Raw genomic sequence first — 11,829 nt, 5'->3', positions numbered from 1 at the left:
GGATGGTCGACCGGAGGTCGGATGCCTGGGTGCCGCGGGCAGGGGGCGGGGCGGAGTGCGCGCCGGTACCTTCTTTGGTATGGACACGTCCTGGTGGCTCGCGTTGGCGGCCGTGGTGCTGCTCGCGCTGGTCGCGACGCTGGTGGACGGCTGGGGGCGCCGTGGACGCCGTGGGCGCCGAGGAGACCGGGCCGCCGGTCGGACGCGGCCGCCCGGGCGGCGGGAACGGCCGCGGATACCTCGGCCGCGGCCGGCGGAGATCTGGTGGGCGAAGGTTCCGTACGAGGACGGGCCCGGGGAGAAGGACCGGCCGTGTCTGGTGCTGGCCGTGCGGGGCGAACGGGTGACCGTCGCGAAGATCACGAGCAAGTACCACGACGAGCGGGCCGGGGTGATTCCGCTGCCGCCGGGTGCCGTCGGCGATGCGCACGGGCGGGCGAGCTTCCTGGAGACGGATGAGCTGCGCGAGGTGCCCTTGTGGGAGTTCCGACGGCGGGTGGGGGTGGTGGATCCGGTGCTCTGGGACCAGGTCCGCTACCTGGCCGGCTGAGGCCGTCTCTCGCCCCGCCGCCCCTGCCCGTCCCATCCCCTGGGCTCCGCCCCAGGCCCCGTGAGGCGGTCTTTCGGCTGCGGGTGAGTGGGGGCTGGTCGCGCAGTTCCCCGCGCCCCTCAAGAGCGCCGGCGCGCATCTTTCAGCCCGTCCGGCGCTTGAGGACGAGGCCGTTCAGGCCGATCGGGGGTTTGGGGGCGGAGCCCTCAAGTTGAGGATGGGACGGGCCGGGGCGGCGGGGGCGGGGAACATCCTGGCCGCCGCCCGTGCGGCCTACGCCCAGAGCTGACCCTGGAGGGTTTCGATGGCTTCTTCTGTGGTCGCGGCGGTGTAGACGCCCGTCGACAGGTACTTCCAGCCGCCGTCGGCGACGACGAAGACGATGTCGGCGGACTCACCGGCGGCGAGCGCCTTCTTGCCGACACCGATCGCGGCGTGCAGCGCGGCCCCGGTGGAGACACCCGCGAAGATGCCCTCCTGCTGGAGGAGCTCACGGGTGCGGGTGACCGCGTCGGCGGAGCCGACCGAGAAGCGGGAGGTGAGGACCGACGCGTCGTACAGCTCGGGGACGAACCCCTCGTCCAGGTTGCGCAGGCCGTACACCAGGTCGTCGTAGCGCGGCTCCGCGGCGACGATCTTCACGTCCGGCTTGTTCTCCCGGAGGTAGCGGCCGACGCCCATCAGGGTGCCCGTCGTGCCGAGGCCAGCGACGAAGTGCGTGATGGAGGGGAGGTCCGCCAGGATTTCGGGGCCCGTCGTCGCGTAGTGGGCGCCCGCGTTGTCGGGGTTCCCGTACTGGTAGAGCATCACCCAGTCGGGGTGCTCGGCCGACAGTTCCTTCGCGACGCGCACGGCGGTGTTGGAACCGCCGGCCGCGGGGCTGGAGATGATCTCCGCGCCCCACATGGCCAGCAGGTCCCGCCGCTCCTGAGAGGTGTTCTCCGGCATCACGCACACCATGCGGTAGCCCTTGAGCTTCGCCGCCATGGCCAGCGAGATGCCGGTGTTCCCGCTCGTCGGCTCCAGGATCGTGCAGCCCGGCGTCAACCGGCCGTCCTTCTCCGCCTGTTCGACCATGTGGAGGGCCGGGCGGTCCTTGACCGAACCCGTCGGGTTGCGGTCCTCCAGCTTCGCCCAGATCCGGACGTCGGCGGACGGCGAAAGCCGTGGCAGGCGCACCAGAGGGGTGTTGCCCACCGCGGCGAGCGGGGAGTCGTAGCGCATCAGCGATCAGCAGCCGATCAGACCATGCCGCCGGCCACGGCCGGCAGGATCGTCACGTTGTCGCCGTCGGTGAGCTTGGTGTTGATGCCGTCGAGAAAGCGGACGTCCTCGTCGTTCAGGTACACGTTGACGAAGCGGCGCAGCTGGCCGTCGTCGACGATCCGGGCCTGGATGCCCGCGTGCCGGGTCTCGAGGTCGGCGAAGAGCTCGGCGAGGGTCGCGCCGCCGCCCTCGACGGCCTTCTCGCCGCCGGTGTAGGTGCGGAGGATGGTGGGGATGCGGACCTCGATGGCCATGGTTGCGGGCTCCTGTCGGAAGGAAAAGTCAGGTCGGTGGGCGCGCGGCAGCGCGGAAACAGCAGGGCGGGACGCCGATTGCGGCCCCGCGGAGCCGTGGCTCACGGCCGTACGGCGGCAGGGTTCAGCGCGTACAGATGGCGCTCTGCAGCCTGCACAGGTCGACGTGCAGCCGCGCCACGAGCAGCATGCCCGGCGTCTTGTCGCTCACGTCCTGGGAAACCATGGGTTCATCGTATCGATTCCCCGTCCGGGTCCCGGAGTGTGATCTCAGATGGTGGATGAATTCTGCCCGAAGTTCGGGATCGGGGCGGAGTCAGGGCGGGATCAGTACGCGTCCACGACCGTGACCTCCTCCTCCGTCACCTCTCCCTCGACGATCCGGTACGAGCGGAACTGGAACGGACCCGCGTCGTCCGCGTCCGCCGTGGAGACGAGGACGTAGTGCGCGACGGGCTCGTTGGCGTACGAGATGTCGGTGCGGGAGGGGTACGCCTCGGTCGCCGTGTGGGAGTGGTAGATGATCACCGGCTCCTCGTCGCGGTCGTCCATCTCGCGGTACAGCTTCAGCAGGTCGCCGGAGTCGAATTCGTAGAACGTGGGCGAGCGGGCGGCGTTGAGCATCGGGATGAAGCGCTCGGGGCGGCCCGAGCCGGCCGGGCCCGCGACGACGCCGCATGCCTCGTCGGGGTGGTCCTGGCGCGCGTGCGCGACGATCTGGTCGACGAGGGCCTGGGTGATGGTCAGCATGTCGGTCAGGATAAGCAGGAAATCAAAAGGGGCCGCGCGCAGCGCGTCAGGCAGGGTGGCGGCGGGCGACGGGTGGGCCGCTCCGTACCGAGGGGTGGTACGGAGCGGCCCACATGCTGAACCGGGAGGGTCGGCCATGCTGAACCGGGGAGGTCAGCCGACCTTCTCGAACGCCGGCTCGCGGCGCTCGGTGACCTGGGGGTTGCGTGCCTTGAGCACCCACCAGCCGATGGCCAGGGCCGCGGCCCAGCCGGCCATCACGTACAGGCAGACGCGGGAGTCGGCGTCGTAGGCGATGAGGCCTGTGACGAAGAGCAGGAAGACGACCGCGATCCAGCTGCACTTCGCTCCGCCCGGGGCCGGGAAGGAGGAGGCGGGCAGGCGTCCGGCGTCGACCGCGCGGCGGTAGAGGATGTGGCTGACCAGGATCATCAGCCAGGTCCAGATGCCGGCGGCGGTGGCCACGGAGGTGACGTAGCCGAAGGCCTTCTCCGGGACGATGTAGTTCAGGATCACGCCGATGCCCATGAAGAGCATGGAGACGGTGATGCCGATCGCCGGGGTCTTGGTCGAGGAGAGCCTGCTGAAGACCTTGGGGGCCTCGCCGTTGTCCGCCAGGGTGCGCAGCATGCGGCCCGTGGAGTACATGCCGGAGTTGCAGGAGGACAGGGCGGCGGTCAGGACCACGAAGTTGACGATGCCGGCGCCGGCCGGGATGCCGATCTTCGCGAAGGCCTCGACGAAGGGGCTGACGCCCGGGGCGAACTCCGTCCACTTCACGACGCAGAGGATGACCGTGAGCGCGCCGACGTAGAAGAGCGCGATGCGCCACGGGAGGGTGTTGATCGCCTTGGGGAGGGTCTTCTCCGGGTCCTCGGACTCGCCGGCCGTGACACCGACGAGCTCGACGGCGAGGTAGGCGAACATGACGCCCTGGAGGGTCATCAGGGACGAGCCGATGCCCTTGGGGAAGAAGCCGTCGAACTGCCAGAGGTTGGCGACGGAGGCCGTGTCACCGGCCGAGCTGAAGCCGAAGGTGAGGACGCCGAGGCCGATCACGATCATGCCGATCAGGGCGGTGACCTTGACCATCGAGAACCAGAACTCGATCTCTCCGAAGAGCTTCACCGAGATCAGGTTCGCCACGAAGAGGACGATCAGGAAGACCAGCGCCGTCACCCATTGGGGGATGGACGGGAACCAGTAGTGGACGTAGATCGCGGCGGCGGTGAGTTCCGCCATGCCGGTGACCACCCACATCAGCCAGTACGTCCAGCCGGTGAAGTAGCCGAAGAACGGGCCGAGGAACTCGCGGGAGTACTCCGCGAAGGAGCCCGAGACCGGGCGGTACAGGAGCAGCTCGCCGAGCGCCCGCATGATGAAGAAGATGATCACGCCTGCGAGGGCGTACATGAAGATGAGGCTGGGCCCCGCCTTGGCGATGTTCGCCCCGGCGCCCAGGAAGAGGCCGACGCCGATGGCGCCGCCGATCGCGATCATCTGGACCTGGCGACTGCCGAGCCCGCGCTCGTACCCCTCTTCGGGGGCGTCGCCGCCCACGGCCTCACTGCCGGCACGCGGCTCGTCGGTCTTGTCGACCTGCGACGAGGTCATGTGTGGTGCGCCTTTCTCCATGCCGGTCCGAGCCAGTCCTCTGGCTTCGGATCGGGTTCCGATCCCCCCGGATGTGATGGAGCTGTGCCTGGCCGGCGGTCGCCGGCTCGGTGGCGCACCCGACCGGACATGGGTGGTGTCCTGTCGGGCGGTCGTGAAGATTTATCACGGCCGCAACATGGGCAGCCTGCGGGTGCTGTAAGGCATGCCACAGGGAGAAGCGGACAAACAGCACTCAGGTGTGCATACCAGGCCAGGACGGTGACGGGATCGTTATCCGGATCTGAGCGTCCTCTGAGCGAACACCGATTGAACCCTGAACCAACCCCTGGTCAGGGCATCTCGGCGCCCGATCAGTGCATCAGCGTCTCGACGAGCGTCTCCTGGAGACCGCCCAGCCACAGGTACGCCATCACCATCGGCTTGCGCGGGTCCTCGTCCGGGAGGCGGTAGAGGAGGTCGGTGTCCTCCTCGTCGACGACGTCGAGCCGGGCGCCGATCGCCAGGCGCAGGTCGTTGAGGGCGCGCAGCCACTGCTCGGACTCTTCGGGGGAGAGCTTGAGGACCGCGCCGCCGTCGCCCGCCGTGGTGAGGGCGTCCAGCGAGCGGATCACCGCAAGGGCGTTCTCGCGCTTGCCGGCGCGCAGGTCGTTCTCGGTGAAGCGGCGGAACTCGGAGGAGTACGCACGCTGCTCCTCCGCCTGTTCCGGCGAGGCCGCCTCGACGTCGGGGCCGCCGTAGGCGTCCGGGAAGAGGCGCTGGAGCACGGGGTCGGAGGGCGGTTCGCTGGGACCCTCCGCGAACAGTTCGGCGAGCGGGTCGTCGGGGGCGTTCTCCGCGGGGCCGGGACCGATGAGCTCCAGGAGCTGTACGGCGAGGGAGCGGATGATGGAGATCTCGACCTCGTCGAGCGCGACGGCCGCGCCGCCGCCGGGGAGCGGTTCGAAGTGTCCTGGCATGGAATGAGTTCGCTACTTCCGGTCCTGCTCGCGGTTTACAGGGAGGGCTCGGGCTGCTGCCGGTCCGACGGCTTCCGGTCCCGCTACTTCCGGTCCTGCTGAAGGGTGGCCCACAGACCGTAGCCGTGCATGGCCTGTACGTCGCGCTCCATCTCCTCGCGCGTGCCGCTGGAGACGACCGCCCGGCCCTTGTGATGGACGTCGAGCATGAGCTTGGTGGCCTTGTCCTTGGTGTAGCCGAAGTACGTCTGGAAGACATACGTCACATAGCTCATGAGGTTGACCGGGTCGTTGTGCACGATGGTGACCCAGGGGACGTCGGGCTCGGGTACGGCGAAGACCTCCTCCGCCGACTCGGTCTTTTCGATCTCTAGGGGTGCGGGAGCGGTCACACGGCCCATGCTGCCACCAGAGGGGGGGGCCCGCACAAACGGACCCCCGGAATACAACGGGATACAACGGGATACAACCGGAATACAACGGCCCCCATAAATCGTCAGAGTGACGAGATGGGGGTACCATCCAGCCTTATGAACACAGCGGACCTTGGGCTGCCGGTGGACGTTCCCTCGACGGCGCTCTTCACGGACCAGTACGAGCTGACGATGGTGCAGGCCGCACTGGCCGCGGGGACCGCCGAGCGACGCTCGGTCTTCGAGGTCTTCACGCGGCGGCTGCCGGAGGGGCGGCGCTACGGCGTCGTGGCGGGCACCGGGCGGGTTCTCGACGCCGTCGAGAACTTCCGCTTCGACGCCGACGTCCTCGGCTTCCTGCGCGAGAACGCCATCGTGGACGAGCCGACCCTGGAGTGGCTCGCCTCGTACCGCTTCGGCGGGGACATCTGGGGCTATCCCGAGGGCGAGGTGTACTTCCCGGGCTCGCCGATCCTTCGGGTCGAGGGGTCCTTCGCGGAGTGCGTGCTCCTGGAGACGGTGATCCTCTCCATCCTCAACCACGACTCGGCCATCGCGGCCGCCGCCTCCCGGATGGCCTCGGCCGCCGGGGGCCGGCCGCTGATGGAGATGGGCGCCCGGCGGACGCATGAACTGGCCGCGGTGGCGGCGGCGCGGGCCGCGTACATCGGCGGCTTCACGACCACCTCCGACCTGGCCGCCGGATTCCGCTACGGCATCCCGACCGTCGGCACCTCCGCGCACGCCTTCACCCTGCTCCACGACCGCGAGCGGGACGCCTTCCAGGCCCAGGTGAACTCGCTGGGCCGGGGGACGACGCTGCTCGTGGACACGTACGACGTCGCGGAGGCGGTACGGATGGCGGTCGACGTCGCCGGGCCGGAGCTCGGGGCCGTACGGATCGACTCCGGGGACCTGCTGCTGGTCGCGCACCGGGTGCGACAGCAGCTGGACGAGCTGGGCGCGACGGACACGCGGATCATCGTGACCTCGGACCTGGACGAGTACGCGATCGCCTCGATGGCGGCGGCACCCGTCGACGCGTACGGGGTCGGTACGCAGTTGGTGACGGGTTCCGGCCATCCCACCTGCTCGATGGTCTACAAGCTGGTCGCCCGCGCCGAGTCGGCGGACCCGAAGGCTCCGCTGGTGCCCGTGGCCAAGAAGTCCACCGGCGGCAAGACCTCGATCGGCGGGCGCAAGTGGGCCGCGCGCCGGCTCGACGAGCGGGGGGTCGCCGAGGCCGAGGTGATCGGCACCGGGGCGGTCCCCGTGGGGCTCGCCGACCGACAGTTGCTGGTGGAGCTCGTCAAGGGCGGGCAGGTCCTCTCCCGCGAGCTCCTCGACGTCGTACGCGACCGGCACGCGGTCTCCCGCGCCAACCTGCCGCTGTCGGCGACACAGCTCTCGCGCGGGGAACCGGTCATTCCGACGGAATACATCTGACACGGCCCCTGCGGTGTGCGCGGGGTGCGCCGGAGCGCGCGCGGGCGGCGCTCCGGCCGGCTCCGGCCACCCTTGGGCAAACACGAATGAACGGGCGGTCAGCGGGAATGCAACGGCAACACGCACACCGCACCGGCCGCCGCCGCAGGCCGTAACCGAATGCCCCCTCCCGCGCCGCACGTGAAGTCTCTAGGCTCGGCTCCACAGGCCGGTCCCGCACACCCCCTGCCACATTCACCGACCCCATAGTCGACACAGTCGAAGGACACCGACCATGCGCCGCGCCTTGATCGTCGTAGACGTGCAGAACGACTTCTGCGAGGGAGGCAGCCTCGCGGTGGCCGGAGGCGCCGATGTGGCCGCCGCCATCACGGAGCTGATCGGGCAGGCGCCCGCCGGCTACCGGCATGTCGTCGCCACGCGTGACCTCCACATCGCTCCCGGTGGCCACTTCGCCGACAACCCCGACTTCGTCCACTCCTGGCCGGCGCACTGCGTGGCCGGCACGGAGGGGGTCGGGTTCCATCCGAACTTCGCTCCGGCGGTCGCCTCCGGCGCGGTGGACGCCGTCTTCGACAAGGGCGCGTACGCGGCGGCGTACAGCGGCTTCGAGGGCGCCGACGAGAACGGGGTCGCGCTGGGTGACTGGCTGCGTGCCCGCGAGATCGACGAGGTGGACGTGGTCGGCATCGCCACCGACCACTGTGTCCGCGCCACCGCCCTGGACTCGGTCCGGGGCGGCTTCCGCACCCAGGTTCTCCTGGACCTCACGGCCGGAGTCTCCGAGGAGACCACGGACCGGGCGCTGGAGGAGCTACGGGCGGCCGGGGTGGAGCTCACGGGCAAGCCCGTGGTCTGACCCGTGGTCCAACCCGTGGTCCGAAAGGCGGCACGGGGCCCTACGCCGGTGCCGCCGGGCGTCTCAGGAGGGATTTGAACGGGCGCCACAGTTCCTGGGTGAGGTCGGGGCCCTGGACGCCGCTGTCAGGGGTGGTGCGCCATATGAGGCCGTCGGGGTGGTGCAGGACGGCGGTGATCTCGTCCGGGGTGGGCGGGGCCGCGTTCCCCCGGAGGTAGACCGCGCGCAGGCCGAGGTTGCGCAGGCGCGTCAGGGCGCGGGCGCGGTTCTGGGCCAGGACCAGAAAGCGCACGCAGCCGGGCCCCGGGCCCGCCGGGCTGGGCAGGTTCAGCGCCACCACCACGCTGCCGTTCGGCAGCTTGCAGAAACCTCCTGCGGCCATGCAGTCACACCCCCGTGCGCACCGGTGTCAATAAGAAATCCACAGGACGCACCTAAACACGATCGGCGGCAACCCGCCAGGGGGTCGCCGCCGATACGCTTCTGACCTGCGGAAATACCGGTTACTTCACCGCGGGGCCCACTTCGAGCGAGATCGTCGACCCGTCGCGGGCCTCCTTGGCGATCTTGATCTTGGTGTTGGTGTCAGTGATCTTGACACCCGCGGTCGGGGCCGTCGTGTCGTAGTAGGTGCTGGTGTGGTCGTTGAAGACCGGCACCCCCGGCTTCGACGGGATCTTCGTCGCCACGTCCGCGTTGTGCAGCGTCAGACCGTCCGTGCGGTACAGGCTGAACGGCGAGTCGTACGACTGGATCCGGCTGCGCATCAGCGTGCCGTCGGACCACTTCAGCGCGGTGGAGTGCGAGTCGACCGGCAGGATCTGCCCGTAGCCCGCGTGCGCGCTGACGTTGTTGTCCTTCTGCGAGGTGTCCCACTTCCAGATCAACAGGCCGTTCTGGTACGGGTAGTGCTCCACCCAGGACGGACGCGTCGTCGAGAAGCCGAAGTTGTACGGACCGGTCTTGAGGGTCTTGTCGTACGAGACGTACTGACGGTTCTCCGCGATGTAGTACTGCGGGTAGTCGTCGGTGAAGGACGCGCCGACGCGGGAGAAGCCGGCGGCGGTCCACGCGGCGTCCGCGGTCTCGGCGTTGTCCGAGAAGAGCGCCGAACCGTCCGCGGTCACGGCGATCTCGTCGGCCGCGAAGCCCTTCAGCGCCACGCCACCGTCGCTCTGGTAGCGGAAACGCAGGTCGATCTTCTGGCCCGCGTAGGCGTCGAGCGGGAACGACAGCTTCTTGTACGCGTCCACCGTGCCGGTCAGCGCGGGCTTGCCGCTGCCGTCGCGCGGGATCGGCTGCCCGTCCACCGTGCCGTCGATCGCGGTCCAGTTGGCGCCGCCGTCGGTCGAGACCTCGGTGTACAGGTAGTCGTAGTCGGCCTCGATGTCGTACCAGCCGTCGAGCGTGAGGGCGGCCGACGACTTGCCGGTGAGGTCGACGGAACGCGTCAGCGTGTTCTTGAGGTCGTTGCCGCTGCCGCTCCACCACTGGGTCGAGCCCTGCGCCGGGGTGACGATCTGCGTGGTCACCGCCTTGTCCGGCAGTGAGACCACGAGGGCCTGCTTGTTCTTGGTGTTGTACTCGGCGACACCCAGCTTGTGCTTCGACTTCGTCGCGGCCTTGGCCGTGTCGTAGTTCAGCCAGCCGAGCTGCAGCTTGTCCCAGGCGTTCATGTCGCCGGGCAGGTCACCGATGGCGTTCTTGCCGGTGCCGAGCCAGGAACCGGAGGACATCAGGGTCCAGAAGCCCGTGGAGTTCTCGGCCGAGTTGGTGGTGTCGTACTCGTCCGGCAGACCGAGGTCGTGGCCGTACTCGTGCGCGTAGACGCCGAGTCCGCCGTTCTCCGGCTGGATGGTGTAGTCGCCGACCCAGATGCCGGTGTCGCCGATCGCGGCGCCGCCGAGCTTGTTGCCGGCCGGACCCGTGGCGCCCGCGTCAGTGCCGAACGCGTACCAGCGGTGCGCCCAGATCGCGTCCTCGCCCTGCGCGCCGCCGCCCGCGGACTCGTCCTCACCGGCGTGCACGATCTGGAAGTGGTCGATGTAGCCGTCGGGCTCGTTGAAGTTGCCGTCGCCGTCGTAGTCGTAGCGGTCCCACTGGTCGTACTTGGCCAGGTCCGCCTTGATGTCCGCGTCGGACCTGCCGGCCGCCTTCTGGTCGGCGACCCAGGCGGTGACACCGTCCTGGACCGCGTACCAGGCACCGGTGGACGCCTTGTTGGAGCCGTAGCGGGCCTCGTTGTAGGGGACCTTGACCCAGTCGGTGACCTCGCCGTCGACCGAGTAGCGGCCCGAGGACTGCTTCTCGTAGTACTTCTTCAGCGACTCGGTGTTCTTGCCGGTGCCGAAGTAGAGGTCCTGGAAGTGCGCCTGGTTGTAGTCCGCCTGCCAGGCCGTGCTGTTGTCCTGGGTGCGGTCGGGCGCGGCTATCTGGTTGTGCAGCGGGCCCGCGGTGCCGCCGTAGCGGCTGTCGACCTGGTCGCCGAACTCGACCAGGATCGTGAAGATCTTGTCGGTCTTCTCGCGGCCGAGCTCGACGTACTTGTTCTTGCCCTTGAGCTTGACGACCTGCGAACCGTTCCGGTCCTGGACCTTCGCGTCCCCGGATATGACCTGGTTCAGGGCCTCTTCGCGCTGTGCTTCCTGGGTCTTGCTGAGCGGGCCGTCGAGGTCGTGTTCGGCCTCGTTGCCGGCCGGCTGGGGCTCGTGGCGGTTCGCGCTCGCCGAGGCCGCCGCCGATGCGGCATCATCTGCCTGCGCAACGGCGAACGTCGAGAACGTGGCGGTGGCCGCCGCGAGGGCCACACCCACCGCGGCCGCTCTGAACGTCCATGGTCTGCTGGTCACTTGAAGTCCTCCCCTGCGTCCGTTCGCGCGGATGGGGGGATCCCGGGGTGATGGAGGTCCGCGCGCGTATACGCGTGTCAAGTGACGACATTCGACCGGAGTTACCAAAGAAAAGACAGATCTTGACTTGAACCTGGCAACTGCATTATGCGGAGCGGCAGTTCGTTATCCGAACCGTGATCGGCCCTCTCAACGGGCGCGTCCGTCCGTCCACTTGGTGGACGCGATGACTCCGTGCGCCCCCCGTGCTCCGGCACCGTGGGTAAGGTCACGCTTACCGGACGTTCCACTCGGGCATGCAGGCGAATAGAGTCGATTGGCGGAACGTTGGAATGTCAACGGATTGACAAGTCGACACCGTTGTCGTCCCACGATTCGCAGCCCCACCCTGATCGGCGGCCCCACTCCCGTTGTCGATCGTCCCGGTCGCCGTCCGATCCCGTTGTTGTCCGCATCCTCCCCCATCGCGAGAGGCACGGGGGGAGTACCCCCACCCCGAGGAATCGCCATGCCTCGTCCGACCGCCGCACAGCTCGCCTACGGTTCCTGCACCGTGATCTTCTCCACCCTCGCCATGCTGCTGCTGTCTCAGACGAGTTCGGGCCTGGGGATCGCGGTGATCACCCTCTCGGCACTCGCTCTCGGACTGCTCGTCGCCGTAACGGTTCCGCTGCCGAAGCGTGTGCGTTCCGGCTCCGTGGCCGCCGTACCGGCTCCCGCACCGGCCCCCGTTCAGGAGCGGGTGCCCGCACAGCGCGAGACCGCGTCCGTCGCCGCGTCCATGTCCGTGGCCGTGTCGTCGGCGTCTGTCTCCGCCGTACGCGAACCGGCGGGCCCGTGATTCCACGAACCCGCCGCTGTCCCGGTCA

13 protein-coding genes are annotated in these 11,829 nt (G+C 69.0%); 4 read left to right on the top strand and 9 right to left on the bottom strand.

Translation table 11 applies throughout. From position 1 onward, the window contains the following. Nucleotides 1-79 precede the first annotated feature (79 nt). Entirely contained in the window at nucleotides 80-550 is a 471-nt protein-coding gene (locus tag SMIR_RS23570) for a type II toxin-antitoxin system PemK/MazF family toxin (RefSeq protein WP_168492028.1), read from the top strand. Nucleotides 551-823: 273 nt separating this feature from the next. On the opposite strand, the gene SMIR_RS23565 is transcribed toward SMIR_RS23570, so the two are convergent. From SMIR_RS23565 to clpS, 7 genes are all read right to left on the bottom strand, one after another. Further along, a complete protein-coding gene (locus SMIR_RS23565; protein WP_075029098.1) occupies nucleotides 824-1,774 on the bottom strand; it encodes a PLP-dependent cysteine synthase family protein in 951 nt (316 codons plus the stop codon). 17 nt (nucleotides 1,775-1,791) lie between these two features. Further along, nucleotides 1,792-2,070, bottom strand: coding sequence for a MoaD/ThiS family protein (locus tag SMIR_RS23560; protein ID WP_054229696.1), 279 nt, complete (start codon nucleotides 2,068-2,070; stop codon nucleotides 1,792-1,794). 124 nt (nucleotides 2,071-2,194) lie between these two features. After that, entirely contained in the window at nucleotides 2,195-2,296 is a 102-nt protein-coding gene (locus SMIR_RS44625; protein WP_312638615.1) for a putative leader peptide, read from the bottom strand. A gap of 101 nt (nucleotides 2,297-2,397) precedes the next feature. After that, nucleotides 2,398-2,820 carry a M67 family metallopeptidase gene (locus SMIR_RS23555; protein ID WP_212727331.1) on the bottom strand — a complete coding sequence of 141 codons (423 nt, stop codon included), beginning with the start codon at nucleotides 2,818-2,820 and terminating at the stop codon, nucleotides 2,398-2,400. Between the two features lie 153 nt (nucleotides 2,821-2,973). Further along, nucleotides 2,974-4,434 carry an amino acid permease gene (locus SMIR_RS23550; RefSeq protein WP_168492030.1) on the bottom strand — a complete coding sequence of 487 codons (1,461 nt, stop codon included), beginning with the start codon at nucleotides 4,432-4,434 and terminating at the stop codon, nucleotides 2,974-2,976. Nucleotides 4,435-4,787: 353 nt separating this feature from the next. Beyond that, complete coding sequence (locus tag SMIR_RS23545; RefSeq protein WP_168492033.1) at nucleotides 4,788-5,393, bottom strand: DUF2017 domain-containing protein; 606 nt, start codon at nucleotides 5,391-5,393, stop codon at nucleotides 4,788-4,790. 83 nt (nucleotides 5,394-5,476) lie between these two features. After that, entirely contained in the window at nucleotides 5,477-5,794 is a 318-nt protein-coding gene (clpS, locus tag SMIR_RS23540; protein WP_054229692.1) for an ATP-dependent Clp protease adapter ClpS, read from the bottom strand. A 129-nt stretch (nucleotides 5,795-5,923) separates the two neighbouring features. On the opposite strand from clpS, the gene SMIR_RS23535 reads away from it, so the two are divergent. Then, nucleotides 5,924-7,252, top strand: coding sequence for a nicotinate phosphoribosyltransferase (locus tag SMIR_RS23535; RefSeq protein ID WP_168492035.1), 1,329 nt, complete (start codon nucleotides 5,924-5,926; stop codon nucleotides 7,250-7,252). 274 nt (nucleotides 7,253-7,526) lie between these two features. Further along, complete coding sequence (locus SMIR_RS23530; RefSeq protein WP_101404923.1) at nucleotides 7,527-8,111, top strand: isochorismatase family protein; 585 nt, start codon at nucleotides 7,527-7,529, stop codon at nucleotides 8,109-8,111. A 40-nt stretch (nucleotides 8,112-8,151) separates the two neighbouring features. Here SMIR_RS23530 and SMIR_RS23525 read toward each other — a convergent pair whose 3' ends face one another. Next, nucleotides 8,152-8,493, bottom strand: a complete 342-nt coding sequence (locus tag SMIR_RS23525; protein WP_168492037.1) for a hypothetical protein — start codon at nucleotides 8,491-8,493, stop codon at nucleotides 8,152-8,154. A gap of 121 nt (nucleotides 8,494-8,614) precedes the next feature. Further along, complete coding sequence (locus SMIR_RS23520; RefSeq protein ID WP_212727330.1) at nucleotides 8,615-10,960, bottom strand: immune inhibitor A domain-containing protein; 2,346 nt, start codon at nucleotides 10,958-10,960, stop codon at nucleotides 8,615-8,617. 508 nt (nucleotides 10,961-11,468) lie between these two features. Here SMIR_RS23520 and SMIR_RS23515 point away from each other — a divergent pair. Beyond that, nucleotides 11,469-11,801 carry a hypothetical protein gene (locus SMIR_RS23515; protein WP_168492041.1) on the top strand — a complete coding sequence of 111 codons (333 nt, stop codon included), beginning with the start codon at nucleotides 11,469-11,471 and terminating at the stop codon, nucleotides 11,799-11,801. The last annotated feature ends 28 nt before the right edge of the window (nucleotides 11,802-11,829 follow it).

Source organism: Streptomyces mirabilis, assembly GCF_018310535.1.
GTDB lineage: Bacteria > Actinomycetota > Actinomycetes > Streptomycetales > Streptomycetaceae > Streptomyces.
The sequence above is the reverse complement of the archived record's forward strand: the minus strand, read 5'-3'. Positions and strand labels throughout refer to the sequence as shown.

Excerpts from the sequence above, each read along its gene's own strand:
- SMIR_RS23555 (WP_212727331.1), bottom strand. The coding sequence starts at position 2,820 with ATGCTGACCATCACCCAGGCCCTCGTCGACCAGATCGTCGCGCACGCG.
- clpS (WP_054229692.1), bottom strand. The coding sequence starts at position 5,794 with ATGGGCCGTGTGACCGCTCCCGCACCCCTAGAGATCGAAAAGACCGAG.
- SMIR_RS44625 (WP_312638615.1), bottom strand. The coding sequence starts at position 2,296 with ATGGTTTCCCAGGACGTGAGCGACAAGACGCCGGGCATGCTGCTCGTG.
- SMIR_RS23570 (WP_168492028.1), top strand. The coding sequence starts at position 80 with ATGGACACGTCCTGGTGGCTCGCGTTGGCGGCCGTGGTGCTGCTCGCG.
- SMIR_RS23515 (WP_168492041.1), top strand. The coding sequence starts at position 11,469 with ATGCCTCGTCCGACCGCCGCACAGCTCGCCTACGGTTCCTGCACCGTG.
- SMIR_RS23550 (WP_168492030.1), bottom strand. The coding sequence starts at position 4,434 with ATGACCTCGTCGCAGGTCGACAAGACCGACGAGCCGCGTGCCGGCAGT.
- SMIR_RS23535 (WP_168492035.1), top strand. The coding sequence starts at position 5,924 with ATGAACACAGCGGACCTTGGGCTGCCGGTGGACGTTCCCTCGACGGCG.
- SMIR_RS23545 (WP_168492033.1), bottom strand. The coding sequence starts at position 5,393 with ATGCCAGGACACTTCGAACCGCTCCCCGGCGGCGGCGCGGCCGTCGCG.
- SMIR_RS23530 (WP_101404923.1), top strand. The coding sequence starts at position 7,527 with ATGCGCCGCGCCTTGATCGTCGTAGACGTGCAGAACGACTTCTGCGAG.
- SMIR_RS23560 (WP_054229696.1), bottom strand. The coding sequence starts at position 2,070 with ATGGCCATCGAGGTCCGCATCCCCACCATCCTCCGCACCTACACCGGC.
- SMIR_RS23525 (WP_168492037.1), bottom strand. The coding sequence starts at position 8,493 with ATGGCCGCAGGAGGTTTCTGCAAGCTGCCGAACGGCAGCGTGGTGGTG.
- SMIR_RS23565 (WP_075029098.1), bottom strand. The coding sequence starts at position 1,774 with ATGCGCTACGACTCCCCGCTCGCCGCGGTGGGCAACACCCCTCTGGTG.